Below are 24,296 nucleotides of genomic sequence, written 5' to 3' on the forward strand. Positions count from 1 at the left end.
GCCTGGGCGCAGGTGGCACGTGCGCGTGCGATTCATGCCACCGCCCTCCCCTTGCCGCGCGGCTTCCAGCGCGGCGAATCCGGCAGCGCGCGCAGGTTTCGCATCAGCGCCATGTAGGCATCGCGGCGGAGGTCCTTCGAGGTGGTGACGCCGACGCGTTCGAGCTGAAGCCGATAGGTCTCGGCGTCGAGGCCCTTCCGCGACATCGCGAAGATGTGCAGGTTGCGCACCAGCTGCTTGGTCATCCGCCAGGGCTTGGCGCGCTGGAGCACAGCACCGCAGCATTCGCCGGCCGGCGTCAGCGTACCGCAGCGTGGGCATTGGCGGAGGCGCTGGGTCATGCCTTGCCTCGAATCTTCAAGGTGATGGCGCGATCTTCCAGCGTGTGATGGAAGCGGCGCGGTCGCGCGGCGGTATCTAGCCAGGGGAATCGCTGGCGCAGCGATGCCTGTAGGCGGTGCGTGCTGGCGTGCCGGAAATGGCCGGCGTAGCTGGCGGCCGTCGACTGCAGGCGACGCAGGTCTGCGGGTATCGCGCGGATTGCGCCGGCCTCGACGTGCTTGCTCTCCCATTCGGCCATGGCCGCGCGGGCATGGGCGACGACGCGCCTGCGCACCTGTGTGTGCGTCGGGCGCACGACATAGCCGAGAAAGTCGATGCCGTCCGTCAGCGGGCGCAACCGCACGTCAGGCTTGAGCGAGAGGCGCAGGCGCTCGGCGAGGAAGCGTTCGATGGCGATCAACCAGGTGGCGAGCTGGTCGCGGTCATGGTGCACGAGCACGAAGTCGTCGACGTAGCGCAGATAGCGCGGCACCTTGAGGGTGTGTTTCACGAACTGATCGAGCGCATCCAGATAGACGTTCGCGAAGAACTGGCTGCTGAGATTGCCGATCGGCAGGCCGCAGCCTTTCGGGGCGTTCTCCAGTCGCTTGTGGGACGGCACCAGCGCGCGTTGTGCTGGGTCGCCGCGATAGATCACGCCGGCGGCGAGCGGCGGCCAACGCAGCAGTGCATGCGTGGCGCGGCGCGCGGGCTCGGTTAGGCCATGCCGCTCCATCACCGGCTTGAGCATGCCCCACAGCGTGGCGCGATGGATCGAATTGAAGCAATTGTGGATGTCGAGCTGCAGGAAGTATCCGCCGCCTTGGCCGCTATGCACCTGGCGCACGAACTGCTGCAGACGCCGCACGGCGGCATGACTACCCTTGGCGCGCCGATTAGCGTAACTGTCGTGGATGAAGCGCGGTTCCCAGATCGCCTCGAGCTGGGGCACCAGCCAATGATGCACGACGCGGTCGGCGAAATCGGGGGCGTGAATCTCGCGCGCCTTCGGCCGGGTGGCAATGAAGCATATGCTGGGGCCCGGCGCCCAGGTTCCGGCATTCAACCGCCGCTGCAGCGCCAGCAGATTGCTCGACCAGCGCGCATCGAAATCGAGCTGGTTCCTGCTGGGCTGCTTTCCGCAGCGTGCAGCGCGCCACGCATCGAAGAGCGCGCGGAGCCTGACCTCCGGGCCCTGCACCTTGATACTCACCGGCCGGCGCCGCGCGCACCGCCCGCACGAAGGCGTTGTTGTTGCGGTGATTGTTGTTGGCGTTGCCGTTGTTGAAGTTGACGAGCCACGCGCAGGACGAAGCCCACGCCTCCCTGCGCACTTGAGACCCAGCCATGCAGCCAAGGGGTAGCGTGGCTTCGTCATGCGTTGGCCCCCGTGGAGGCGGCGCAGGTGCTCAGTATCTGGGCACGCTCCGGCGCGGCTTCGCGCGCCGGATTCTGGCCCTTGAGGTGCTGTTGCTGCTGGCGCTTCCAGCCACCGGCCTGACGGCCGAGATCTTCGACCAACCGGATCAGTTGCTCGAACTGGGCGAAGCTGCGGAAGGCCTTGATGCGGCTGCCGAGCTGCACAGTGAGGCGCAGCTCGTCGATCGCCCATACAAGTTCCGCCGTCCAGCGCGCCTGCTGGCTGCGGTCACGCCAAGCGCGATGGCACAGGCGCACCACCAGCATGGCCTGCTCGCGCAGATCCTTGCCGATGACGTACTTGTGGCAGCGGGGGAACGCGCGCACCGCCTGCTCGATCTCGACGAGCAGGCGTTCCGCGGCCTTGGCAATGGGTGGGAGATCGAAAGCCATATCAAAAAGGTCGAGTTACTGACCGGCCGGCGCCGCGCGCACCGCCCGCACGAAGGCGTCGTAGTCGCGGCGATTGTGGCTGGCGTAGCCGTAGTCGAAGTCGACGAGCCACGCGCAGGACGAAGCCCACGCGCTCGGCGTGCTGGTCCAATACCAGTCCGATCTCGTGTCGGGGAACGCCTCGATGTCGATGGCCGGGCTATGCCTGGACCGGTCGGCGAGCGCGAAGAGTTCATCGGCGGTCGGCAGGCGCCAATCCTTGTGGCCGGCGAGATCGAGTTCGGCGCACAGCTTCTCGGCCTTCGCATGCGAGATGCCGCGTTTGTTCAACGTGGCCTGCGACCACATCAGGCCCGTGGTGGTGTCGGTGATCGTGCCGTCGCCATTGTCGATGAATCGCTGGACGATCGACTGGGAATGCACTTTCGCTGCGACTGCGTTCATGGGGTCACCTTGAATGAGAGATCAGAAAGGCTGAGTTACTGACCGGCCGGCGCCGCGCGCACCGCCCGCACGAAGGCGAGGCCGTTGCGGGGATTGAAGTAGGCGAGGCCGTAGCTGAAGCTGACGAGCCACGCGCAGGACGAAGCCCACGCGGTCGGCGTGGACGTCCAATACCAGGACGGGTGGCACTCGAAGATGCTGCTATCGATGGCTGGGTCGTGCCGGGTATCGTCGACCAGGCTGAGAAGTTCGGCGCGCGTCGGCAGGCGCCAGTCGCGATGCCCGGCCAGCGTGAGCTCGCGACAGGCCGTGTCGGCGTCGTTCCAGCATATGCTGGCGTCGCCAACCGTGCCCTTGGACCACATCAGCCCGGTGGTCGTGTCGGTCACGGTGCCGTCGCCGTTATCGATGAAGCGGCTCAAGATGGCGATGTTCGGGCCCGGCGCCGGCGTGAACTGGAACGTGTGATCGGTGCCGGCGCGGTGATCGGTGATTCGGATGCTGAGGGCGTTCATGGGGTCCGGGTTCCTTGATGAGACGAGTCAGATTTCGCCGCAACCGCGGCCGACGGTGGTGCCTTGGGTGGCGGGGTCGGTGAAGTCGCGCCAGTGCACCCAGCCGCTGCGGCAGTGGAAGCCCCAACGGCGGATGCGCGGGCCGGTGATGAAGAGGGTCCAGCACGCGATTTCGCGCCGGTCCCGATTGATCCACGCAGCGGTGGTCGCCGCTGGAACCTTGATCAGCTCGATGCGATGCGCGCGCCGCGGGCCGCTGAGCTTGATCGACGGTGCGCGGCGCAGCTCGCGGCGATGGATGCCGCCGGCGGCGATGGTGTGCTCGATATACGCACCACGCAGCAGGATCGAGCACCAGGGCCATGGGTGGTCGTGGAGCGCGCGGTCGTCGTCGTCCCGCAGGAACTTGTGCAGGTAGATGTTGAAGATCGGATTGCGGGGGATCACAAACCAGCGCAGCAGGTATGGGCGCGCGACGCCGCCGATGACGAGGTCGGGCGGGCGCCGTTCGGCGATGCGGCGGATGAGCCGGTTGGCGAGGGCGGTAATCATGCGCGGCGCACACCCCTTCGAAGCAGCCTGTACTCGGCCACGCGCACGATGTGGCGGCGGCGGTCGCGGACGCGGACCATCTGCATGCCAATGGGATAGCCGGCGCGCTTGAGTTCGTGGGTGCGCGCGCTGACGCAGATCACGCCGCAGCGGCGGATCAGGTCCATGGTGGTGCGCGGGCCGCGGCGGAGTTCGCCGAGAATCGCCGCGCACTGCGGGCTGAGCGAGTTGCGCATGGTCAGTCCTCCCACTCGATGCAGCCGGGCGTGCGGCACTTGCCCCGGCTGTGGGCGATCTCGCCGTTCTCGCCATATTCGATGCCCTCGATGTCGATGCGACCTCCGCAGCAGCGGCAGCGGTAGGCGCCCATCGAGGCATGCAGGTACTTGGCGCGGCCCAGCGCCCAGCGCTTTGCGGTCTGGCCGGCCGCGGTCTTGATCAGCTGCACGCCCTGCGCGGTCGCGGTGATCTGCGGTGCGGCGCTCATAGCTTGTCTCCGGGTTTGGTGGCGCCGGTCGTGGTCATCGCCGGCACGGCGCGTCGATCTGCTCCCAGCGCCGAAGCGATGCGCGTTTCGAGTGCCGGCGAGGCTTTCACCACCTCGGCGTCCATCGCCGCCGATTCATCGGCGTGCGCGGCGCTGGCCACGATCAGCGTGTCCGCCGTGGGTTCCAGGCACCGCAGCTCCGAGAGCTCGCGCCAGCCGTCGAACTTGGTCGCGAATCCGATGGTGCGGCCACCGGCGCGCACCTCGTAGGCACGGACGGGGATCAGCTCGATCTTCATGCCGACGCCCTCCTCGGCACCACGCGCAGCGCGCGGCGCTGGGGCGGCAGCACAAGTTCGAGCTGCGCGAAGCGCGTGCCCCACTCCTCGTGCGCCAGCTCCAGCGTGGGGTGACGCAGGGTGCTGGTGCCGCAACGCGGGCATTCCAGGCTGTGCCGCTGCCCTTCGCGCATCACGGCACCGGCTTCATCGCGGTGGCGCCCGAGCGTGACCACATGCAGTGGTTCGCGCTTGCAGCCGTTGCACAGCGGGAAGGTACCTTGCGGGTGCTTCTGTTCGATCTGTCGCATGGTCAGGCCGCCTCCGCCGCGTCAAGCCGCTCGATGTACCAGGGGGGGGGCAAGCCGCTTGCCTGCGGCAACCACGCCGGCGTAGAGCCAGACCTGGCTCACACCGAACTGCGCCGCGGTGCGCGCGAGCGTGCCGGCCTCCTTCACCATGCGCGTCTGGCCGCGTTCAATGGCGCGGTAGGCCGATTCGCTCAGCCCCACGCGCTCGGCCATGTCCTTGATCGACAGGCCGTGGCGCTCGCGCAGCGCAGTGAAGCGAAACGCCAGCGTGTCGCGCCGGCTTGTGCCGACAGGGGTGTAGCCGGGTGCGAAGGGCTTCATGCGTGCGCCCTCCCCTGCGGGTAGGCGTCCAGATCGCAGTGCTGGCGCACCTGGCGATGCACCACGGCCTGCGCATGGCGGCCATAGACGGAGGTGGTGGTGCCCGCACTGGCATGGCCGGCGACGCCCTGCCCGACGTAGATGCCCAGGCGCTCGACGATGTCGCCGATGCGGCGATGGCGCAGCAGATGCCAGTGGATGTCGCCGAGGCCGACGGCTGCGCCGCGGCGCTTCACCAGCGCATGCAGCCCCTGCCGGGTGAAGCGCGTACCGCGGCGGCTCAGGAACAGCGCTGCCGAGGTCACGTCTTCCAGGCCATCGCGGCAGTTCAGCCACGCTTCCAGCATGCGGCCGGTGGTGGCGCCGAACGGCGCCTCGTGCACGCCGCCGCCCTTCTTCGGCACGCGCACGCGCAGTGCTTTCAGGTCGACGGTGAAGCTCGTGCGGTCGCCCGGCACGTCGAGCGCCGCCACCTGGCCGATGCGGAGGCCGGAATCGAGCGCGAGGCGCAGCATGGCGCGGTCGCGCACGTCCTCCCAGGTGCCGAGCGCGGCGGGCGGGATGGCGTCGATCATCGCCAGCAGCGACTCCATCTCCGGCGCGGTCACGGGCTTCGGGCGCCAGCGCACGGTGATGTCGGCCGCCGCATCGTGCTCGATCCAGCCCTCGCGCCGGCAATAGCCGAGCCACGACTTGAGCACGCTCAGGCGGCGCGCCTGGCTGCGTGGCGAACTGCCGCTACGGGCGAGTTCATCCAGCCAGCGATCGATGAGCCGCGCGCCGACGGTGGCGACGACGGTGCAGGCATGGCGATCGCGCGCGAAGGCCTCGAAGCTGAGCAGGTCGGCGCGGTACGCACGCAGGCTGTTGGCGGCGTGGCCGCGCAGGCGGCAGCGTTCCAGGTATGCGCCGATGGCGTCGCGGATGAAGACGGTGGGAAGCATCAGGCGGCCTCCCATTCTTCGTCGTCGTCCCGCGCGGCCCCATGCGCACGACGCCGCACGGCGATCAGAATCACGCCATAGACCAGCGCGCACAGGCCGAAGGCCGCCAGCACGCCGAGGTCGTCGCGATTCAGCCATGCGCAGAAGAGCGCGAGCAGGATCAGCGCGACAAGCAAGATCTGTTCGAACAGGCAGATGCGAGGGGTCATGCGCGCATCTCCTTCTTGCGCAGCTGCGCCCGCACATCACGCCAGAAGTCTCGGTCGATCTGGCGATACTCCGCGTCGGATTTCGGGTCTTCGCCCGTGATCTGCCGGAAGCCAGCTGCATCAATCCGAATTGAGTCGGAGAGATCACCCGCGCGGTTGTAGTAGTCGATGAAGAACTGCGCGCGTTCTGCCGATACCTCCAGCGATTTTGCGCTGAGGAAGGCGAGCCACGTTTCCAATGGCGTGTCCATGATCGCGCCGATGCTGGTCATGCGTGCCTGGCCGTCGGTATCGATGAAAATCATTTCCATGCGGGAGGTGCACTTCATGAGCGCACCTCCTTACTCAGCGCACGAATCGCCAGATGAGGCCGGACGTGGGCGATCGAGGCCAGCTTCTTGCGGCACTGCCGCGCGGTCAGCCCGATGGGCGCACCGAGCTCGGCGAGGCGTTCCTCGCTGACGCCTTCGAGTAGGCACTTGGCCTCGCGAACCGCCTCGCGCAGCTTCTTCGCCGCCGCTTTCTGCGCGGCGCGCTGCTGCGCCTCGTGCTGTCGGCGATTCACGCCGAACAAAGTGTCAATGCCGCCGCGCTTCGCGATCGGCAAATTGAGGATGCCGTGATCGAGGCTCATGCCGCAGCCCTCCCCTGCCGAACTACGCACAGCGCGGCGCCGCCGGGCGGCGTGCGGTCGGGCGTGATGCGGGGCCAGCGCGGCCAGGTACGGCGGCGCTCCATCACCTCGGCGGCGGTCAGGCCGCCGTGCCAGGCGATCAGCGCGCGGACGATGGCGCTGGCCGCTTGGCGGCGTCGATTCGGGTGACGTACACTGTTCATGGCTTCGCACTCCACAGGTTCGTTGCCACTGAGCGCCCGCTGTTGCTGCAGCGGGCGTTCGCTTTTCCGGCGGACTCTCGAGGCGATGGCCGGGCGGCCACGCGGATGGCGCCGGGGGCGGTCAAGGGGGAGCGTCTCCCGCACGAACGCCCAGCCATCGGCTCGAAGGCCCGCAGGCCCATCACTTCACCGCCCGCAGCGGGCGGCCCAGCTCGGCATCGCGCAATACGCCCTGCAACTGGGCCATCAGGCCCAGGCACATGCGTTCCACGTCGCCCAGTTCCTTCAGCGCGGTGCGCGCCAGCGGTGCGTCGGCTTGGTCGATCTGCCCGTCGTGCAGCATCTCGCCCAGCTTGGTCAGCGCTTCGCCGGTCTCGCGCACCCAGCCGCCCAGCGTGTTCAGCGAGGCCGCGCCCTCGGACGACGGCGCGCGCACGGCCAAGCGGTCGAGCCGCGCCGCGAGATCCGCGATGCAGTCCTCGCGGAAGGGCTCCGGCAGCGCCAGCACCATCGCCTCTTCCAGATCGGCCGGCAGGCGCAAGGTGCCGTCGAGCATCCGGCGGACGAGCTGCGTGTTGGCGCGCATCGCCGCGTCGACCTGCGCGGCGGTGGTGCCCATGTGGAATTCCACAGTGCGCTCGTGCAGCGCGGTGCGCGCGTGGTAGAGCTCGACCACTTCCGCGGCGTAGGACCGCTCGGTGGTGCGGGTGTGACGCAGCGCCTGCTCTACGTAGCGCGCGAGTGTCTTGCTGCGGGGTTCACGCATGGCCGGCCTCCACGGTGGAACGGGCGGCGAACCGCGCAGCCTCCAGCGCATCGCTCATCAGGTCCGGATCGAGGTCGAGCGCGCGGCAGCGCTCGACGATGTCGGATTGGATGACGGCAGCGACCTCGGCCGGACTGGTGCAGAGCTCGAGGCGACGCTTGATGCGCACCAGCGCGACGATGGCGTGCGCCTCGGCATGCACCTGCTTGGCGAAACGCTTGCGCGCGGCCGAATTCGCGGCGGGCTGACCCGCGCGGGTGACGAGCTCACACATGGGCTGAAACTCCGGATTCAGGCGCCGCGCACGCGGCGGCGGTAACGTCGCTCGTCATGGGGAGATGGACGAGGGCGTCGTGGGACTCGCAAAGGGAACGGAGCGTGCTGGTGCTCCACCAGCGGCCACCGGCGGGCGCAGGGACGCGATCCGCGTGCAGCCAGTCGCGGATGGCGCGATAGCTGACGGGGCGCATCTCGGGGGCGTGGTCGCCGGTGCTGCCATGGACGGCGGCACCGTGCCGGCGCCAATTCACGATCAGCTGCCGCGTCGGCCAGGTGGCAGGGTCTCGGAACAGTCGACCACCCTGCTCCACGCAGCCGTAGGGCACGGTGCCGAACACCCTGCCCTGCTCGCGCAGGCCGGCCGAGACCTCGCGGCAGCGCTGCGCCGTGAGCTCGCGCTCGTACTGCGCAGTGGCGAGTTGGATGTGCAGCTGCAGGCGGCCGGCCGGAGTGCGCGTGTCCAGCAGTTCGCGGATGGAGTGCACCGCGAGCTCGCGGTCCTCGAACTCGCGGAACATCTGCACGCCATCCAGCACGTCGCGGAACAGCCGATCGAGCGCGACCACCACCACGCCGTCGGCATCGCCCGCGCGCAGCCGGCGCAGCAATTCCGCCCCACCCTTCCGCCGCCCAAGCGGCGTGCTGGCCGAGACGCCTTCATCGGCCACGGTTCCCACCAGCACGTGGCCGTGCAGTGCGCAGTAGTCGGCGCACCGGCGCGGCTGCAGGCCTAGGCTGTGACCCTCGCGGGCCTGCTCTTCGGTGCTCACGCGCACGTAGGCCAGAAGGCGCATTCAGGCCGCCCTCTTCCGCCGGTAGATGTCCGCCAGTGTGAGCTCGGGCATCAGCTCGACCAGGCGCATCGCGTTGTTGGGATCCGGGCGCGTGCCGCCCTCCTCCATCTCCCACTGGGCGACAGCGCCCCGGGAAACGCCCAGCCGGATCGCCAGATCCTCTTGGGTCCACTGCCTAGCTTTACGAGCCGTTGCGATGTCCATGACGCCTAGTATAGCTAGCATTTTGGGAAATGCAAGCGATACGAGCGATAACCGGCCGTTAGTGACGCTATACATCGCCACCGGGGGCTTCCGGGGTGACGAGGCGTTCCCTATGTCAAAGATCTACGAGCGCTGTCGCGAAGCACGGCGGCGCACTGGGCTGTCGCAGGAGGCGCTGGCGCTCGATCTCCGGGTGAGTCGAGGCGCGATCGCGCAATGGGAGATGGAGGAAGGCACGACGCCGAGCGTCGACAATCTCATCGCGCTTGCGCGACGCAGTGGTCTCGCCTTCGAATATCTGGCCACCGGGCGTGGCCCGAAGATCTTCGGCGACCCCTATCGCGTCGAAGAGGAGCGCGCCGTGTACGCGCGGCCGGAGACACCCGAGGATGCCGAGCTCGCCAAGGTGCTGCCGAAACTCTCCACCCCCCGGCGCCGCGCGCTGCTTGCATTTATCCGCGCGTGGGCTTAAACAGCGGCAGCGAGCGGTGGCAATGGAAAGGAGAAAACTGCCATGAAGGTGCTTTCGCAATTGTCCTGGCTGGTGACATTCCTCGCGAGCTTTTTCGGCGCGTTCCTGATCTTCTCTGCGCTGACCTCTTCGCTTAGCGCTCCGCAAGAAGCCGCTGGCGCGGCACTTGCGTGCGGAGTCGTGATCGTGCCCTACGTGTTCTCGCGCACGATCGACGCGCTGCGCTCGAAGGAATGAACGATGCGCGCCGCGCTGCTCGGCTCTTCGATCCTTTTCTCGGCCCTGGCGGCATGCTCGGTGCGGCCCGACGGCAGCAATGGTCTGCGACGTGAGTTCACACTGCAGGGCATCGATCACGCCCAGGCCTACCATCGCTCGATGGACTTCGCCCGCAGTTGCCATACCGGCGGCGGTATCCTGAAGCACGCCACCGTGACGGGTGAGATTTACCCGGACACGCGGAGCGCTGAGGTGCACGTCGCCTGGGGTGGTAGCACGATGGCGGAGCAGATAACCGTTACGCAGATCGCCAGCGACAGTCGCGTGGTCGTGGCGGCGCTCGGGCACGGCATGTGGGACGAGCGCGAGCTTGACGCTGCGCAGCGTTCGATCGAGTCGGGCACGCCGACTTGCCGGTGAGCGTGTGCCATGTGCTACTCCGCGCAGATCAAGGCGGATTATCAGACTTACGTTCGCACCTTCGGCGCGATCATTGACATCGGCGAATTCGCGCGCCTGTACGGCAATCGGCTGAGCGGCAGCAAGGCGAAGATTCCCAAGGCCCTCGAGGCCTGGTTCGCGCATCCGCGCACGGCGGAAGAACGCGCCGTCAATGCGTCGATCGAGACCTATAACCGGGAGCAGATCGCGCGGCTGGAGCAGGAACTGTTCAAGCAGACGAAGCGCCTGGCGGACGCCGAGCGAACGCTGCGAACGAAGGCGACGAAGAAGGCGGCAGACGATCAGCGCATCGCCAGAGCCAAGATTGGTCAGATCAAAGGCTGGCTGGCCGATCTCAAGCGCACCGAGCCCAAGGATCGCGACGCGCGCATCTTCCCCGGCCACTACGCGCCGGTGATCGTGATGGAGCACGGCCGCCGCATTGTGAAGCCGATGCGCTACCAGTGCCGCCCCGCAGGCAAGCCGGCTTTCTACGACACCAAGTTCCCCGGTACCTACAACGCCCGCAGCGACAACCTCGAGGGCTTCTGGGAGGGCCTGTTCGGGCACAGCCATGGCGTCATGGTGATCGAGGGCTTCTACGAGAACGTGAGCCGGCACCGCATCGAAGGCCGCGATCTGGCGCCGGGCGAGAAAGAGGAAAATGTGGTGCTCGAGTTCCTGCCGGAGCCGCGGCAAGACATGCTGGTGGCGTGCCTATGGTCGCGCTGGAGCGCACCGGGCGAGGAGGATCTGCTTTCCTTCGCCGCCATCACCGACGAGCCGCCAGCCGAGGTGGCCGCCGCCGGGCACGATCGCTGCGTGATCCCCATCAAGCCCGAGCACGTCGACGCTTGGCTCAACCCAGATCCGGGCGACCTCGCCACGCTCTACGCCATCCTGGACGACCGCGCGCGGCCGTACTATGAGCACCGCATGGCGGCGTGAGCGCAAACCATATATATCAATGAGTTGTTTGATTTTCTTTTGAATTGACTGAAGACGGGGCTTTACATCTTCGGAAGACGGTCATATCAAGAGGACTCCTTCAACCGGACCCCGAGGTCCCCATGAGCAGCAGCAAGTAGAAGAAGCGTAAGCCCCGTGCGATCCGCTTGAAATTGCGGACGCGGTTGAAGAGCCTTTGGGCTCGCGTTGGACCAGCGATCTAGATTGCGATGGCAATCATTAGAGCTGTCCATAGCGTGATCGAGATATACAAATTCCTCTCTTGAGGAACCCCACGGCGCTGGCGAAAGCCAGCGCCTTGTTTTTGGATATGAGACGGCGATCGTCCAACGTCGCTCGTCATGAAGCCCTTCCCGACCTCGATTCGCGACACACCATGCGGCGCGTGCGATGCCTGCTGCGCGCCAAGCTGGATGCGACACGCGATCGATGGGCCCTGCTACTGGTGCAAGGCCGGCACGTTCGTCATGGGGTGGCACTGGTGGATGTGCCCGGCATGCCTGGGTGAAGGGCGCGGACGCTGCGAATACTGCAGAGGCGTTGGATTCGTGCCCATACCAGGGGAATGATGCCCGTTCATCGGCCGCGACGGTCGGCAAGGGGTGGCCTGACGGTTCGCCTGACTCCCGGGCGAGACCAGCATGCCTCAGCTCACCTGCCCCGTCTGTAGGACTTCACCGACCGCGCTCATAGGTGCACATCCCGTCAGCCTGCGGTAGGGCACAGTTGCGCCTGAGCAATCGTAGGTCTGCCCGTCTGCCTCATTGAGGGCGAGCAGTACGCTGGCCTGCTCGGCGCCGGTTGGCGAATGCAGTGGGAGCGCCTAGCTCGAAGGCTCGCTTGGCGATTGGTTGAGGTCAGCACTCGGTTCGGCTTTACTGCGCGCATAGCCATAGCCGCCAATGCTACCGGCTGCGACAAAGACCACCGCCTTGGCAATTTCCGTGGCGACTGCATCCTTCCCCAGCCAGAGGGCTACTAGGACAACAGCAGCGATGATCCCGAGGAGAAAAAGCACGAAGCGTTGCCTGTCCTTCTGCTTATCGCGCTGGCATTCGCGCTCGTGCTTGCGATCTCGTTCTTGGGCAGCTAGAGATTCCCTCGCCCAGCTCAGGTTATTGTTATCGCGTTGCTTCTCAAGCTCCAGCTCATTGGCCTTGAGTGCAATCTCTTGCTTCTGGTTCTCGACAAGCTGCTCCAACCACTTTGGGTCGGTCGGCGGCCCTCCTGGCGGCACCATTTCGCTTGCCATCAGCCGGCCTTATAGATTGGCGACTTGTAGCTAACCAGAAGCCCACCAAAGGACCGATCCCCAAGCCTCGGGGCGACGATCTTGGCTGATGCAATCCTGCGCCTCTGGGATGCCGTCAGCTTGGTGTATTCACGAGCCGTGAGGAGCTCGCACTGAACAGGCCGCGATGAAAAAACGCTTCGAGATTTCGTGCTCATACTTATTTGACCATCCCCATACGTCTCGGTTCCGGCCACTTCCCTACCTACGACAGGCCACAACTTGCGCATCGCTGCGCATCTGAAACGCGAAACGGGCCGGCCTCGCCGGCCCACCCGTTTCAGTGTCTCTTGATGCAGGACTTTACTTCGTTGGGCCTGAATGCGTCCACAAATAGTTGGTCGTAGGGACTACCGAACTGTTACTTCTTAATAAACATTGACTTACGTCACGTTCGCCGCCTTGGGACACCTGGCATGGGAGCATGGCCAGATGGTACGACGCGCCGCCTAGCCAACATCTCGCTCGATGCCCAAGGCCACCGCAACCGCCGTCCATGCGGCGCAGCCTACAGATGACCCCTACCGAAGAAGCCGTTCACCCTTTCAAGGCGCAGCGCAGCGCCTGGGCACGCAGCTGCAGATAGGTGTGCGCGTCGGCGGCTTTCAGGGTGAGAAGGGTTCGGGCTTGCTCGTTGAGGGTCTGGTGGTCGAAGTTGGCCGGCAGGGTGCGCAGCTGCGCCGGGTAGGCGCTCAGCGCGTCGACTTGGCATTCAGCCGGTGGGGGCGGCGTCACCGGGGGCGGCGGCTGCACCAGCTCCGCCCGCGGCGGCGCGGTCGTACAGGCGACGGAACTCAGGCAGATCCAGAGGATTGCCAGGGCAGCGGCCGTCGGCCGCAGCCGCCTGGCGTGGCGCGGTGAGCTGGGCATGGTGGATATCCTCACGTAATGCGTCGGCCTGGGCGCCCAGGCGCGACGCGGCCGACATCCAGACGGCGGTGGCGGTCTGCTGCGCGTCGAGCTTGTCCTGCAGGTCCTGGCGCTGCTGCGCCTCGAGCGCGCGCTGGCGCGCATAGACGGCGGCGTTGTCGCGGGCGGTGGATTCGGCGGTCTGGCGCGCCATCCGGTCGGCCCGCGCGCCGCCGATGCGGTAGCCGCCCCACCCGCCCAGCAGCGCCGCGGCGATGGCCACCAGCAGCAGCGCGCGCGGGCCCATCAGGCTAGGCAGCTTCATCTTCGATCTCCGGCAGGTCGACGGTCTGGCCGGCGAGCGCATGCGTGCAGTCGTTGAGGAACTGGATGCGGCCATCGCGGATGAAGCTATGGCAGACGCACTCGATCGACGGCTGATCGTGCCCAGCCCACCGCTTCCATCTGCTATTGATCGAGGGCCCGAAGGTCGGCCGCTCGAGATCGCCGTTGAAGGTCCAGTGCGGTCGTCCGCCCTGTAATGGCGAACGCTCCATGTTGGGCGGCGTCCAGTTCACCGGCAGGGTGACCGTACCGCCGTTTTGATGCTGCAGAAGGGCGCATCCCGGGCAGTTGAATCGGACGCCATAGAACCGCCCCTCGTTGTCGGTGACGATCTTCGCGCGGCTCATGCCGCCTCCCCCGCCACCACGCCGCCCGCGCTTTGATACGCGAAGCGCAGCGCGCTCAGCTTGTTCTCGCGCTGGCCGTAGCCTGCGCCTGGCAGGCTGGCCCAGATGCGGCGGCAGGCGTACACGGCCGCATCGAAGCGGCCGATATGGATGTCGTCGAGCGCATGGCACTCGCGGATCAGCTCGATCGCGGCGAGGTCCTGCGATTCTGGGCTGAAGTCGCGCAGCGCCAGCTTCCGCCGCAGGTCGCCCCACGTGCGCGCGAGGACCTGATAGCGGCCGGCCGCGGTGCTGTAGATGCCGAGGCGCGGCAGCCAGACGCGGCGGTTCGGGTGCTCGGCGTAGCCCTGGAACAGCGCGCCACCCACCAGCACGTCGTAGCCGTCGTCACCATTCCCCGCCGTGCCCTCGCTCACGGCGAGCATGTCCAGAAACGCCAGCGCGTTGCGGCTGCCGACGAGGCTAAGGCTGAGGCGGGCCATTGGCGGGCGTCTTCTGTTTCCACAGCCGGCCGGCGAAGATGCCGGCGAATGCGGCCCAGGCGATCGCCTTGGCCAGCCAAAGCGGCAGCAGCTGCTTGAACTCCGGCGGCAGCGTGGGCCACTGCTCCACGAGGTAGTTGGCGATGCCGGCGAGCGCGGCGAAGCGCAGGCTGGCCCAGCGATGGGCCTGCTTCCAGTCGCTCACCAGCGCGGCCTGCAGGCGCGTCCAGAGGGACGTGCTCGGCGCGGCGCTGCCGATGCCGACGGCGATGAAGCGGGCGACGAAGAGGCCGCCCAGTACGAGTGCGATGGCGATGACGATCCAGGTCCGGTGCATGGCGTTTCCTCAGCGCGGCGGGGCTAGGTCGAGGAGTTTTTCGAGCCGGATCGCGTAAGCCTTCCAGCGCTCGGCCGACGCGCGCGCCTCGTCGCGTTCGCGTTCCATCGTGAGCGCGCGCTCTTCGCACGCCTGCAGCCCGATGTGCGGCGCTGGCAACTGCACGATGGTCGGCGCGGGTTTCGGCGGCTGCGCCGCGCAGCCGGCCAACGCGAGCAGCAGCGGCGCCAGCGTCTTCACGGCGCGCCCGAGGGCCGCGTGCGGAGCGCGCGGTCCTTTGCGATCTCCTCGAGGCGATCGATGCGATAGCCCTGGTTCTGCTGCGTGGTGCGCAGCTGGTCCAGCAGCACGCTGTGGGAGTTCAGCGTGCGCTCGGCGGCGTCCATGCGGATCGCCTGCGTCGCCTGCGTGGTGCCGTAGGCTTCGAGCTTGCCCTCGATGGACGTCATGCGCTCGGTGAGCGCATTCACGCCCCAGGCGATGATCGGCAGCACGATGAGCATCACCACGCGCTCGATCAGCTTGAAGGTGGTGCTGTCGGAGACGCGCTGCGCGATGTCATTCATACCGCGCATTGCAAGCCGCGGCGGGGGCCAGCGTCGTCCGCTGCGTTGGCCCCTACTCCGCCCGGCTGGCCTCGATCGCCGCCCGCACGTCGTCCCGCCATTGGATGGCGCGCGCCCGCTCCGCGGTGGCCTTGCCGACCGACGCCCGGAACGCGCGCAGCCTGGCCAACTCGGCGGTCTGATCGCGCACGGTGCGCTGCAGCGGCCGCACCCCGAACCGGTAGGCCGCCACCAGCAGCACCAGCACGAGGGCGTCGGTCATGGCAGCGGATCCCGCGACAGCTGCACGCGTTCGCGCGCCAGGCGCGCCACGTAGCCGGCGGCAGGCGGCGACACGACGCCCGTGTATGACTGCACCAGGTTGCCGGATCCGTCGTCGCGGTAGATCCGGCGCAGCTCGGTCAGCAGGCCGGCGCTGTACAGCCGCTGCGCCTGGGTGAACAACGCATCGGCATTCGCCGCGTCGGCCGCCTGCACATCGACGTTCGTGATGAACGTGGTCAGCATGGCCAGGTCGTCTGCATTCACGTTGGCCAGAAAGGTGTTGTAGTCGATCAAAGTGGCCATGGTCAGATCCCCAGGGCAGCCAGCTTGGCGGCCGTGTCGATCTGCGCGGCGAGCTGGTCGGCGTAGCCGCGGCCGATGGCATTCAGCAGGCCCTCGGTGTACATCCACGGCTGATCGGCGGCGGTGTCGTAGTAACCCGTGCCATAGGCTGGCGTGCCCGTGGGCGCGCCGCTGCCGCTTGTCCAGCCGGTCGGCAGGTTCTGGGCATCGATGGTCTGGCCGCTCGCCGGCATGTACTTGCACCAGCCGTCGTAGAGCGTGTGCGTCTGAGCGAGGACGCCGGAGAGCGCGACGGTGTTGTTGCCGTCGGCAGTGGCGATGGGCGCGGCGGTGGCGGTGTCGAGGATTGGAACGCCGTTGGCGTCGATCACGTAGGCCCAGCCACTGCAGTACAGGGTTAGCCCGTCGGCGCTCTTGTTGCAGTCGAGCACGACGCGCGCGTAGTCGCTGTTGCTGTTGCCGATGTCGAAATCAAACACCGGCTTGCCGGCCGGGCGGTTAGGGATGTTCGTCACGGGGGTGCTCATATCGTGCCCTGTCAGGGTTTGAGGGGGTTGTGCGAGAAGATGCGATGCGACGGATTGCGGCCTGCGGCATAGCTCAGACCGCCCACATGGATGCGCGCTACCGGCAGCATGCCGATGCCTTCCACTTCGACAACGCGCTCCCAGCCGCCGTCGGTGAGCACCAGCTCGCCGCGCAGCGCAATCGCCATCACGGCACGCCCGTCCTTCACGGTGAATGGCGTGCTCTCCGAACAATCGAGTTCGGCGCCCAACTCGGTGACGATTCGCACGCATCGAGCCCAGACGATGCGTGGAATGCCGCGCACGCGCGCGCGGCGACGACGGAAGCCGTCGAAGCAGTCGAGCCAGTGCCACCAGCGCGCCTGCCCCGCCATCAGGCCCTTGCGGAGCCACATGCTGGCGACGACGCAATAGCCACCGCCGCCGCCGCCGCTCGAGCCGCTTGACGGGATGGTGACACTGCCTGCGATGACGACGTCATCGCCTTGCTGCATGGCTGCGAGTTGCGACGTTGCGGCGAAATAGGTCTTTGTGCCGCCGGTGCCGCCGGGGTCATGACAGTAGATGGTGTATGTCTGCCCCTGCGTGAGCCCCGTCACCGCATTGCTGACGGCGTTGTAGCTGACGGTTGTGCCGCCCATCGCGACGCTGTAGGCATTGACGGTGACTGCGCCTGCCGACGTTGCGGTGAGCGCGGTGGTATTGCGGATGCCTCCAAATGCGAGCGTAAGCGAATTGGGAGCGTTGAGCTGGTTGCCGAGCGTGATACCGCTGCCTGGGTTGGTGAGCTGATCTCCCAACCTGTCCGCTTCTGCGCTGTAGGGCGAGGCCTGTGCGTTCGCCTCCAGCTTGAGTCGCGCCCAGTAGCACGTGCCGGATCCCGAACCATTACCCGCGACGCGCGCGGCCACGTCGACGAAGTAGCAGTTCGCCGGCGTGGTGAAGGTTGTGGTGTAGCGTTTTCCCGGAATGCCGTTTGTCGCCGTAATCGAGGGACGTACGATCGGCGTGATCTCGGCCTTCGTGGTATCGCGGAATACCACGAAGACCTGCTGCGTCGCATTCGAAAGCGCAGCGGCGCTCATGTCCGCGCCGAGGGCCATCGCGAGGCCAGGCACTACCGGGATCGTCTGCACATTGCCGTAGTCGTCCGATCCGGTTGCCATGGCGTGATACCACTGGTAACCGCTTGTGCCGATGTTGTAGCTCAGGAAGTGATTGCCGCCGATGGCAGACGGCCAACCGACATTGCCGGCAGCGGCTGTCGAGTTGACGATCAGATTCATCCCCCGCTTGAAGCCATTGGTGGCTCCATCCTCGACGGTCTTGCCGCGCGAGTTAAGCGTGGGGCTGTAGCCGCCGAAATTTCCGTTGTAGTCCACCGCGCGCACGCGGTACCAGCGCACGACGCCGTCGGTGGTCGCATCCTTGTAGGCGAGCCCGCGAACCTTGGTGATTTCGGCGAAGGTGCCGGGTGAGCCGCTCACGTCGGGCGCGCGCTCGACGCTATATTCGACATGCGCAGGCTGGATGCCGTCGACCGTCCATGCGAGATGAACGCCGTCCGCGAGTGAAATGGCTGAAATGGTATCGACGGCCACCGGTGGGAGGTTCGCCGAGGCGACGACATGCGTCGCGTTGACCCAATCGGATACCGAGCCGCACGAGCCGACCGCACGAAGCTGGAAGTCGTAGCCCTGCTCGCGATCGAGCCCGTCGAGTTCGATGGATTTCCCGGCGGGGAAGCGCTTCGGCGCGGACCAGGATTCGTTCGACCCGGTGCGGCGCCAGCGGACATCGTAGGCGGTGGTAGCGGAGCGCATGCTAGCGGACGAGCATCCTGCGGTTGAGGGTGAGCGGGTTGCGGTAGATGCCGGAGCCGGGCGGCAGGTTGATGCGCGTGGTTGGGCGCGTCACGCCGCCGTCGTCCGAGCCTGAGCCACGCTGGTCGCTGACGAAGATCACGGTGCTTGGGTCTGGCAATGCCGGCGGCTCGCAGAAGACCTGCCCGTTGATGGTGCTCACGAACGCCGGCGGCGTGCCGCTGTCGGCGGTCCAGACGGCGGGCGCCGCGTCCACGCAGGTAATGCGCGCGCCGAGGTCGTCCAGCGCCTCCTTGCGGATGACGATCAGATCGGCCGTCACATTGCCCGTCTCGCCGAGCACGAACAGATCGCCCGGCTGCACGCTGGGCAGATGCGTGGTCAGGTCGAAGGTGTGCACGTCGGTGCCGCTGCCGGTGATTGCGGTGGAGACCACCGTGCCGTCGTTCTTGCGGAACTGCGCGGCATAGGTCTTTCCGACCTCGAAAGTCAGCGCCTCGTCGGTGGTCACCGACTGCACGTTGTTCGAGACATCGAGGGTGACGGTCTTCACCCGGCCGTACGCGAGACCCCACTCTGGCACATCATCTGTGCGACGAATCAGATCGCCGCGATCGCAGATCAGGTTCTCGATATCGGTCTCGAAGCTGTAGGTGTTCGGCCGCAGGCGGCTGGCGGCGAGGTGATAGCGGCCGAGGCGCCAGGCGGCGTCGGCGTCGGTGACCTTGCGCAGGTCCAGCACTTCGAACTTCGTGGCTGCCGGCAGGCTGGGCGCAGCGTTGCCGAACGCATCCTTGCCGTCGATCTGGTAGCCGTCGTCGAGCACAATGCGCTCGTCCTGCTGCCAGTTGGCCTGCGGGTTGGTGAACTGCACCCGCAGCGCATGCGGTGTTTCGCGGAATTGGCGCGACCCGGAAAACCCCTTGCTGTTGGCCGGGGTGAAGATCTGCACGGGCACGGTCTGCTGCACATCGCGCACGACGCTGTAGAGGCCTTCGCGCATGTTGAAGCTGGCGCGCCCGGCGGCCATCACGTCGCGCACAAGATCGAACAGCGTGATGGTGGAGTCGAGGCACATCTTGAAGACGAAGCCCTTGGCTGTGCATTCGGCCGCCCAATCGGCGAACGCGTCCAGGTCCACGCGCGAGGCCGGCACTTTCTTGGCCAGCGACGGGCACGCGGTCAGCAGCCAGTAGGCCACCCACGCACAGTTCGACGTGGGCACGCCGGTGGTCCATGTCTGCGTGGCCTTGTCGTAGGTGCTGATCTTCTGGCGCGCCACCACGCTCAGTGTGCTGATCACGCCCTGCAGCTGGTCGGTGGCGCGGATGCGCACCGCGAGCTTGTTGGTGCCGGTGTTGCTGGGGCTCTGGTGGGCGATGGAGCGCAGCACGGTCCAGACGAAGTCGCCCACGCGGCTCTCGGCCACCGAGCTGCCCCAGTTGGTGCTGACGCGGGTGACCTTCACCTCGTACTGCCCGGCGGTCACCTTCCAGCGGATGCCGGTGCGCAGCGGCTCGCGCTTGGCGGAGCTGATGCGGACGGTGGTGCCGCCGACGATCATGACCGAGCCGTTCGCGATCGATAGGCCCGAGGCCGAGGCAGCGTTGAGCCACGTGGTATTGCCAACCGCGCGATATTGAACAGTGAAATCGGCACTCACGCCTACGGCGTGATTCTTCTTGTCGAACGCGAAGAAGCCGGCCTGCGCCAGCAGGTCGAGCGAAATTTCTTCGGTGCCGGTCTGCGTGGTGCGGGTGTCGCTGTTCCCGTCCGCCAGCACGGTGCCCACGCTCAGCTCGAACACGTCTTGCGTGAAGAGTGTGGGCGCGGTGCTGATCTGGTATTCCACCTCGTCGAAGCTGGTGAGCGGTGTCTCGCCGATCTTGATGTCGGACGGCGTGATGTCCAGATCGCCCGGGCCAAGGTCGAGCAGCATGCGCAGGTATTGCTGATCGCCGAGGATCTCCGTGTAGGGCAGCGCCGCGTGCGGCGGGTAGAAACGCGCCTCGCCGATCACCAGCGGCACGGCGCCGTAGAGATTCACCTGGTTGCTGGTGCCGGTGATGGCGGTCAGCGCGTTGAACGGGTCGCCACCGCCGCCGCCCTTGGGCAGCGGCGGCGGCACCAGCAGATTCGTCAGCGTCCAGCCATAGGCGATGATCTTCAGCGCGCCGCGGTAGTCGCTCGTGTAGTAGGCGTAGACGATAGCGACGATGACGACGACGATCTTCAGCAGTTTGTTGTTGTTGCCGCCGCCTTCGGGGAACGCGGTGATCTGCACGCGCCGCCCGGCCTTTGGCCGCACGCGTGTCCACAGCTCGCGCGGCACTTCGTAGCCGTCCACCTCCACGCGCAGCGCGCGCGCCGCGTTCTCGCCCACAATCTGCGCAATGGTTTGCCCCGCACGCGCCTCGCAGTACACCACCTCGGGCGAGAACGGATGCGGGCGCGCGACGATGTCGACGGTGCCGTCAGCCATGACGGTAGATCCCCTCCAGCCGCGGCCACCAGAGCCGCGAATCGATGCGCTCGATGCAACTGGTGCGCCCTTCGGGCGCGTGCAGGAAGCGCTGCGGCGTGACCATCAGGCCGATATGCAAGCGGGCGCCGCCCGGGCGAAAGATCGCCACGTCGCCCGCCGCGCCGCGGTCGACGCACGTCCAGCCGGCGGCAAGACCGTCAGTGATGGCCGCGGCGATTCGCGCATGCTCGCGCAGCGTCGCATAGCGCTCGCCGTAGTCCGGCAGCGGCAGGCCGAACTGCTCGGCCAGCACCCGGCGCACCAGCCCCCAGCAGTCGTAGCCGTCCGGGCCCCTGCCCTTCTCCGCGAACGGCAGGCCGATGTAGGGCTCCACCCATGCCGGTACCGCGCTCATGGCACCAGCCCCGGCGAATTGGTGGGCGTATAGGTGAGCGCCGGAATCGGCTGGCTGAGCAGGTCGTCCTCGTAACCCAGCGTGCCGGTGATCACCAGCGCGTCGTACGTGGCGCCCAGCAGGTCGAACTCGAACGGCCCTGCCTCGATGGTGTTGGGGCTGGAGGCCAGCACCACCTCCAGCGTGACGGTGGGCACGCCGGAGATCGTGCGGATGGCCTCGAGCACGCTGCGGTCCACGTTGTCGACGATGAGCTGCACCTGCGGAATCTGGTCGTCCCGCTGGTCGGGCAGCCGCGCGCGGATGGGATACGGCTGGTAGACGCCGTCGGTGCGCGTGATCGCCTGCGTGTTGTTGACGATGCGGATGGTGGAGATGTCCGGATGCGCGATGCGCACGCAGACCAGGAACACCTCGCCGGTATGCTGCGCCAACATGGCCTGCAGCGCCGCCTGCGACACCTGCCGGCTCATGGCAGCAACTCCAGTTGCAGGGTCACCTGCCAGCGGTTCACGCTGCCCTGGATGTACTGGCCGGCGGGGCGCTGCACGAAGCGGTAGGTGGCCGTCACGCCGGTGCGGAAATCCGTCCAGTCGAAGGGCAGCGCGTCCTGCAGCGTGGTCGCGTAGAACGTGATCAGTGTCTGGTACTGCGCCTGCGTGAGGCGCAGGGTGCACGCGAAGGGCGTGGCGACGGCGGTGAAGCGCCGGCGCACCTTGGCCACGCCCGCGTCCATCTCGGTGCGCAGCACGTTGCTGACGCCCGAATATGCCGTGCTGTTGTCGGCGATGGGCGGCGGGAGCGTGGCGGGCCAGGTCGGGTTCGACACGTCAGATCCTCTGCTGGCCCGCGCGGCGGCTGAGACCGAACGCGCCGGCGATGGTCTGGCCGAGCTGGCCGCCGGTGGCCACGTCTTCGGCGGCCTTGCCGATGATCACCTTGATGTACTTGTCAATGCCGTTCGACTCCGTGCCTTGCTGCGTCTCCGTCTTCTCGCTGGTGTTGTTGTAGACGTAGACATTAGTGACGGGCGGGCGGCTGCCACTGTCGCTGCCCATCGCGCCTGCGATGGGCTGCACGGCTCCGCTCTGGCCGCCCGCCATCAGGTAGGTGCGGCCGTTCATGGTGAGGAGCTCGGGGCCGCGCTCGTTCACCTGGTAGAAGCGGCCCGGCAGCACGCCGCCGCCATCGGCATGCCCGCCGCCGAATGCGCTGAAGAGGCTGCCCAGCCAACCGCCGAGCTGGCCTGTCTTGTCGATGTCGCCGAACAGCCGCTTGCCCAGATCCGCGGCGACGATCTCGGCGAGGATGCGATTCAGCGTGCCCTTGAAGTTCTGTTCCAGCCCCTTCAGACCCTTCTTGCTGAAGTCGAACAGCCCATCGGCCAGGGCCTGCTGGATACCCTCGGCGCTGCGGCGCCAGAATTCGCTGTTCTCATTGCCCGCCTTCTGCAGATCCTGCTGGTATTTCTTCAGCGCGTTCTCGCGCGCGACGGCGATCTTCTGTGCCTCCTCGGTGGTCAGCTTGCCGCCGGCGGCGAGCTGCTCCTCCACCTTCTGAATTTCCAGCAGCGCCGCGGCATAGTCCATGGCGGCCTGCACGCTCGGGCCGCCGAGCTGCGCCGCCTGGCGGTTGAGGATCTCGGTGAGCTTGTCGTCCGCCAGCATCGCCTGCGCGGCGAGCTGGTGCTGATAGGCCTGCGTGGCCAGGTCCACGCCCCGCGCGACATCGGCCTGCACCTGTGCCGTGTCGGCGCCCGTTGCGATGGCCTTCGCGCCGGCGGCGGCGACGTTGCGCAACGCTTCGGCATAGGCGTCGAGCGCCGGATTGCCGGTATTTGTGGCCGCTTCTCCGACGCGCTCGATGGCGCCCTGCAGGTCATTCAGCGCAGCGGTCCGCTCACGCGCCGCCTGCAACTCGGCCTGGTAATCGGCCTTGGCTTTTGCGGCGTCGGCGGTTACGGTCAGCGTCGGCAGCTCGATATAGCCCTTCGGCGGCATGATCACGTCTTCGGGCTTGATCGATGCCAGCAGGCGGCGACGCGCGATCAGGTCGTCGATCGCCTTGATCTGGCTCTGCACGTCATCCAGGCGGCTCTGAGACCATTTTCCGAACAGATCCTTGCCGCTCATTCCATAGTTCAGCCTGTCGACCAGATCGGCGCGCTTCGCGAGAAGTTCGTCATAGCTGTTGCCATCACTCAGGCCATAGGCATCCGCGAACTTCTGCGTTGCGATGGATGCGAACCCGCCGAATGCTCCGATCGCCTTCGCAGTCGCATTGGTGACGCTCAGCATGCCGCTGACGATCGTCTGGAATCCCTGCTTCACCGCAGGGTCGTTCAGCGTCGCGGTAAGGTCATGGATGCTGCCCACCAGCCCGTGCAGGCCCGCATCGCCGCTGTCGCCTTCAAGCAGGTTGCCGGCCACGCCGGCAAGCTGATGCAGCGATCCGGACAGCGTATCGGCCGCCGCGCGCGCGGAGCCGCCCATCTCGGTACTCAGTTCCTTCAGGATCACCTTCTGAGCCTCGGCCACCTGGCCAGTCTCGGCGAGGTACTTGATGGTGTCCTGCTGCTGCTGCGTGAACTGCACGCCCACGCGCGAGAGGGCGGCGATGCCCTGGATGGGATCGTTCAGCGCCTTGCCGAGCTGGATCGCCGAAGTCTTCAGGTCCTGATCGAAGGCCGTGCTCATGTCCAGCACCGCCTCCAGCGCCTGCGGGAACACATCCTTGTGAATGCGGGTGAAGGTGAGCAGCAGGTTCTCGGCGCTGACGATCGCCTCATCGTCGAAGGCGGTGACCGCCTGCAGGCCGCCGGCCATATCGAGCAGCGCATCCTTGCTCAGACCGGCGGCCTGATGGGTGGAGCGCAGGCGTGCCTCGAGCTGTGCCGTCACCTTCTCGCTCTCGGCGGTGGCGCGCAGCACGGCCGCGAAGGCACCTACCACCCCCACGCCGAGCGCGGCGCCTGCGATGGTGCCGACGCGCGCGAAACGGCCGGCGGTGGCATCCGCCGCATCGCCCACCTGCGCGAGCGCGGCCTTGACCTGGCCATCGCCGCTGGCCTGCAGCAGGATTCGCAGCACGTCGATGCGCGTGGCCACC

Annotated in this window: 41 protein-coding genes; 4 read left to right on the forward strand and 37 right to left on the reverse strand. The window is 67.0% G+C overall.

Annotated features, from left to right (window positions below; translation table 11 throughout):
* Positions 1-32 precede the first annotated feature (32 nt).
* From ABFC67_RS04670 to ABFC67_RS04765, 20 genes are all read right to left on the reverse strand, one after another.
* Complete coding sequence (locus ABFC67_RS04670) at positions 33-341, reverse strand: hypothetical protein (protein WP_346736882.1); 309 nt, start codon at positions 339-341, stop codon at positions 33-35.
* On the reverse strand, positions 338-1,534 hold the full coding sequence (locus ABFC67_RS04675; protein ID WP_346736883.1) for a reverse transcriptase domain-containing protein: 1,197 nt from the start codon (positions 1,532-1,534) through the stop codon (positions 338-340). The genes ABFC67_RS04670 and ABFC67_RS04675 overlap by 4 nt, the downstream gene beginning before the upstream one ends.
* A gap of 161 nt (positions 1,535-1,695) precedes the next feature.
* Complete coding sequence (locus tag ABFC67_RS04680; protein WP_346736884.1) at positions 1,696-2,133, reverse strand: four helix bundle protein; 438 nt, start codon at positions 2,131-2,133, stop codon at positions 1,696-1,698.
* A 15-nt stretch (positions 2,134-2,148) separates the two neighbouring features.
* Entirely contained in the window at positions 2,149-2,577 is a 429-nt protein-coding gene (locus tag ABFC67_RS04685) for a DUF1566 domain-containing protein (protein WP_346736885.1), read from the reverse strand.
* Positions 2,578-2,612: 35 nt separating this feature from the next.
* Positions 2,613-3,092 (reverse strand): DUF1566 domain-containing protein, encoded by a 480-nt coding sequence (locus ABFC67_RS04690; protein ID WP_346736886.1) that lies wholly within the window; start codon positions 3,090-3,092, stop codon positions 2,613-2,615.
* A gap of 27 nt (positions 3,093-3,119) precedes the next feature.
* A complete protein-coding gene (locus ABFC67_RS04695; RefSeq protein ID WP_346736887.1) occupies positions 3,120-3,644 on the reverse strand; it encodes a hypothetical protein in 525 nt (174 codons plus the stop codon).
* Positions 3,641-3,880 (reverse strand): helix-turn-helix domain-containing protein, encoded by a 240-nt coding sequence (locus ABFC67_RS04700; RefSeq protein WP_346736888.1) that lies wholly within the window; start codon positions 3,878-3,880, stop codon positions 3,641-3,643. The genes ABFC67_RS04695 and ABFC67_RS04700 overlap by 4 nt, the downstream gene beginning before the upstream one ends.
* A 2-nt stretch (positions 3,881-3,882) precedes the next feature.
* Positions 3,883-4,131, reverse strand: a complete 249-nt coding sequence (locus ABFC67_RS04705; protein ID WP_346736889.1) for a hypothetical protein — start codon at positions 4,129-4,131, stop codon at positions 3,883-3,885.
* Positions 4,128-4,430 carry a hypothetical protein gene (locus ABFC67_RS04710; RefSeq protein ID WP_346736890.1) on the reverse strand — a complete coding sequence of 101 codons (303 nt, stop codon included), beginning with the start codon at positions 4,428-4,430 and terminating at the stop codon, positions 4,128-4,130. The genes ABFC67_RS04705 and ABFC67_RS04710 overlap by 4 nt, the downstream gene beginning before the upstream one ends.
* Complete coding sequence (locus tag ABFC67_RS04715; RefSeq protein WP_346736891.1) at positions 4,427-4,720, reverse strand: hypothetical protein; 294 nt, start codon at positions 4,718-4,720, stop codon at positions 4,427-4,429. Before ABFC67_RS04715 ends, ABFC67_RS04710 begins: the two co-directional genes overlap by 4 nt.
* 21 nt (positions 4,721-4,741) lie before the next feature.
* On the reverse strand, positions 4,742-5,041 hold the full coding sequence (locus ABFC67_RS04720) for a helix-turn-helix transcriptional regulator (protein ID WP_346736892.1): 300 nt from the start codon (positions 5,039-5,041) through the stop codon (positions 4,742-4,744).
* A complete protein-coding gene (locus ABFC67_RS04725; RefSeq protein WP_346736893.1) occupies positions 5,038-5,985 on the reverse strand; it encodes a tyrosine-type recombinase/integrase in 948 nt (315 codons plus the stop codon). The genes ABFC67_RS04720 and ABFC67_RS04725 overlap by 4 nt, the downstream gene beginning before the upstream one ends.
* Positions 5,985-6,194 (reverse strand): hypothetical protein, encoded by a 210-nt coding sequence (locus ABFC67_RS04730; protein WP_346736894.1) that lies wholly within the window; start codon positions 6,192-6,194, stop codon positions 5,985-5,987. The genes ABFC67_RS04725 and ABFC67_RS04730 overlap by 1 nt, the downstream gene beginning before the upstream one ends.
* Positions 6,191-6,523, reverse strand: coding sequence for a hypothetical protein (locus tag ABFC67_RS04735; RefSeq protein ID WP_346736895.1), 333 nt, complete (start codon positions 6,521-6,523; stop codon positions 6,191-6,193). The genes ABFC67_RS04730 and ABFC67_RS04735 overlap by 4 nt, the downstream gene beginning before the upstream one ends.
* Positions 6,520-6,828 carry a hypothetical protein gene (locus ABFC67_RS04740; protein WP_346736896.1) on the reverse strand — a complete coding sequence of 103 codons (309 nt, stop codon included), beginning with the start codon at positions 6,826-6,828 and terminating at the stop codon, positions 6,520-6,522. Before ABFC67_RS04740 ends, ABFC67_RS04735 begins: the two co-directional genes overlap by 4 nt.
* Positions 6,825-7,031 carry a hypothetical protein gene (locus ABFC67_RS04745; protein ID WP_346736897.1) on the reverse strand — a complete coding sequence of 69 codons (207 nt, stop codon included), beginning with the start codon at positions 7,029-7,031 and terminating at the stop codon, positions 6,825-6,827. Before ABFC67_RS04745 ends, ABFC67_RS04740 begins: the two co-directional genes overlap by 4 nt.
* A 181-nt stretch (positions 7,032-7,212) precedes the next feature.
* Entirely contained in the window at positions 7,213-7,797 is a 585-nt protein-coding gene (locus tag ABFC67_RS04750; RefSeq protein WP_346736898.1) for a hypothetical protein, read from the reverse strand.
* A complete protein-coding gene (locus tag ABFC67_RS04755) occupies positions 7,790-8,071 on the reverse strand; it encodes a hypothetical protein (protein WP_346736899.1) in 282 nt (93 codons plus the stop codon). Before ABFC67_RS04755 ends, ABFC67_RS04750 begins: the two co-directional genes overlap by 8 nt.
* Positions 8,064-8,870 carry a recombinase family protein gene (locus ABFC67_RS04760; RefSeq protein WP_346736900.1) on the reverse strand — a complete coding sequence of 269 codons (807 nt, stop codon included), beginning with the start codon at positions 8,868-8,870 and terminating at the stop codon, positions 8,064-8,066. The genes ABFC67_RS04755 and ABFC67_RS04760 overlap by 8 nt, the downstream gene beginning before the upstream one ends.
* Positions 8,871-9,074: a helix-turn-helix transcriptional regulator gene (locus ABFC67_RS04765; protein ID WP_346736901.1), complete on the reverse strand. Its 204-nt coding sequence runs from the start codon at positions 9,072-9,074 to the stop codon at positions 8,871-8,873. It lies immediately after the preceding gene.
* 112 nt (positions 9,075-9,186) lie between these two features.
* On the opposite strand from ABFC67_RS04765, the gene ABFC67_RS04770 reads away from it, so the two are divergent.
* The 4 genes from ABFC67_RS04770 to ABFC67_RS04785 are packed head-to-tail and all read left to right on the forward strand — an operon-like array spanning position 9,187 to position 11,154.
* Positions 9,187-9,546: a helix-turn-helix transcriptional regulator gene (locus ABFC67_RS04770; protein WP_346736902.1), complete on the forward strand. Its 360-nt coding sequence runs from the start codon at positions 9,187-9,189 to the stop codon at positions 9,544-9,546.
* A 42-nt stretch (positions 9,547-9,588) separates the two neighbouring features.
* Positions 9,589-9,783, forward strand: coding sequence for a hypothetical protein (locus ABFC67_RS04775; RefSeq protein WP_346736903.1), 195 nt, complete (start codon positions 9,589-9,591; stop codon positions 9,781-9,783).
* Positions 9,784-9,786: 3 nt separating this feature from the next.
* Positions 9,787-10,185, forward strand: coding sequence for a hypothetical protein (locus ABFC67_RS04780; protein WP_346736904.1), 399 nt, complete (start codon positions 9,787-9,789; stop codon positions 10,183-10,185).
* A 9-nt stretch (positions 10,186-10,194) separates the two neighbouring features.
* Positions 10,195-11,154, forward strand: coding sequence for an SOS response-associated peptidase family protein (locus ABFC67_RS04785; RefSeq protein ID WP_346736905.1), 960 nt, complete (start codon positions 10,195-10,197; stop codon positions 11,152-11,154).
* 844 nt (positions 11,155-11,998) lie between these two features.
* Here ABFC67_RS04785 and ABFC67_RS04790 read toward each other — a convergent pair.
* The 17 genes from ABFC67_RS04790 to ABFC67_RS04870 form a co-directional block, all read right to left on the reverse strand.
* Complete coding sequence (locus ABFC67_RS04790; RefSeq protein ID WP_346736906.1) at positions 11,999-12,427, reverse strand: hypothetical protein; 429 nt, start codon at positions 12,425-12,427, stop codon at positions 11,999-12,001.
* Positions 12,428-13,003: 576 nt separating this feature from the next.
* Positions 13,004-13,201 carry a hypothetical protein gene (locus tag ABFC67_RS04795; RefSeq protein ID WP_346736907.1) on the reverse strand — a complete coding sequence of 66 codons (198 nt, stop codon included), beginning with the start codon at positions 13,199-13,201 and terminating at the stop codon, positions 13,004-13,006.
* Positions 13,179-13,640, reverse strand: coding sequence for a hypothetical protein (locus ABFC67_RS04800; RefSeq protein WP_346736908.1), 462 nt, complete (start codon positions 13,638-13,640; stop codon positions 13,179-13,181). Before ABFC67_RS04800 ends, ABFC67_RS04795 begins: the two co-directional genes overlap by 23 nt.
* The gene (locus ABFC67_RS04805; RefSeq protein WP_346736909.1) at positions 13,627-14,007 is read right to left on the reverse strand and encodes a DUF6527 family protein; all 381 of its coding nucleotides are present in this window, start codon (positions 14,005-14,007) and stop codon (positions 13,627-13,629) included. Before ABFC67_RS04805 ends, ABFC67_RS04800 begins: the two co-directional genes overlap by 14 nt.
* Positions 14,004-14,489 (reverse strand): glycoside hydrolase family 104 protein, encoded by a 486-nt coding sequence (locus tag ABFC67_RS04810; RefSeq protein ID WP_346736910.1) that lies wholly within the window; start codon positions 14,487-14,489, stop codon positions 14,004-14,006. The genes ABFC67_RS04805 and ABFC67_RS04810 overlap by 4 nt, the downstream gene beginning before the upstream one ends.
* Entirely contained in the window at positions 14,470-14,826 is a 357-nt protein-coding gene (locus ABFC67_RS04815; RefSeq protein ID WP_346736911.1) for a hypothetical protein, read from the reverse strand. Before ABFC67_RS04815 ends, ABFC67_RS04810 begins: the two co-directional genes overlap by 20 nt.
* A gap of 9 nt (positions 14,827-14,835) precedes the next feature.
* Entirely contained in the window at positions 14,836-15,066 is a 231-nt protein-coding gene (locus ABFC67_RS04820; protein ID WP_346736912.1) for a hypothetical protein, read from the reverse strand.
* Complete coding sequence (locus ABFC67_RS04825) at positions 15,063-15,392, reverse strand: hypothetical protein (protein WP_346736913.1); 330 nt, start codon at positions 15,390-15,392, stop codon at positions 15,063-15,065. The genes ABFC67_RS04820 and ABFC67_RS04825 overlap by 4 nt, the downstream gene beginning before the upstream one ends.
* Before the next feature lie 52 nt (positions 15,393-15,444).
* The gene (locus tag ABFC67_RS04830; protein ID WP_346736914.1) at positions 15,445-15,654 is read right to left on the reverse strand and encodes a hypothetical protein; all 210 of its coding nucleotides are present in this window, start codon (positions 15,652-15,654) and stop codon (positions 15,445-15,447) included.
* Complete coding sequence (locus ABFC67_RS04835; RefSeq protein ID WP_346736915.1) at positions 15,651-15,959, reverse strand: hypothetical protein; 309 nt, start codon at positions 15,957-15,959, stop codon at positions 15,651-15,653. Before ABFC67_RS04835 ends, ABFC67_RS04830 begins: the two co-directional genes overlap by 4 nt.
* Before the next feature lie 2 nt (positions 15,960-15,961).
* Positions 15,962-16,474 (reverse strand): hypothetical protein, encoded by a 513-nt coding sequence (locus ABFC67_RS04840; protein ID WP_346736916.1) that lies wholly within the window; start codon positions 16,472-16,474, stop codon positions 15,962-15,964.
* 23 nt (positions 16,475-16,497) lie between these two features.
* Positions 16,498-18,309 (reverse strand): hypothetical protein, encoded by a 1,812-nt coding sequence (locus ABFC67_RS04845; protein WP_346736917.1) that lies wholly within the window; start codon positions 18,307-18,309, stop codon positions 16,498-16,500.
* Position 18,310: 1 nt separating this feature from the next.
* Entirely contained in the window at positions 18,311-20,791 is a 2,481-nt protein-coding gene (locus tag ABFC67_RS04850) for a host specificity factor TipJ family phage tail protein (RefSeq protein ID WP_346736918.1), read from the reverse strand.
* Positions 20,784-21,188 carry an NlpC/P60 family protein gene (locus ABFC67_RS04855; protein WP_346736919.1) on the reverse strand — a complete coding sequence of 135 codons (405 nt, stop codon included), beginning with the start codon at positions 21,186-21,188 and terminating at the stop codon, positions 20,784-20,786. The genes ABFC67_RS04850 and ABFC67_RS04855 overlap by 8 nt, the downstream gene beginning before the upstream one ends.
* On the reverse strand, positions 21,185-21,661 hold the full coding sequence (locus tag ABFC67_RS04860; RefSeq protein ID WP_346736920.1) for a DUF1833 family protein: 477 nt from the start codon (positions 21,659-21,661) through the stop codon (positions 21,185-21,187). Before ABFC67_RS04860 ends, ABFC67_RS04855 begins: the two co-directional genes overlap by 4 nt.
* Positions 21,658-22,017 (reverse strand): hypothetical protein, encoded by a 360-nt coding sequence (locus ABFC67_RS04865; protein ID WP_346736921.1) that lies wholly within the window; start codon positions 22,015-22,017, stop codon positions 21,658-21,660. Before ABFC67_RS04865 ends, ABFC67_RS04860 begins: the two co-directional genes overlap by 4 nt.
* 1 nt (position 22,018) lies before the next feature.
* Complete coding sequence (locus tag ABFC67_RS04870; RefSeq protein ID WP_346736922.1) at positions 22,019-24,295, reverse strand: phage tail length tape measure family protein; 2,277 nt, start codon at positions 24,293-24,295, stop codon at positions 22,019-22,021.
* Position 24,296 lies beyond the last annotated feature (1 nt).

It is taken from the genome of Mizugakiibacter sp., assembly GCF_039680435.1.
Taxonomy (GTDB): Bacteria; Pseudomonadota; Gammaproteobacteria; order Xanthomonadales; family Rhodanobacteraceae; genus Mizugakiibacter.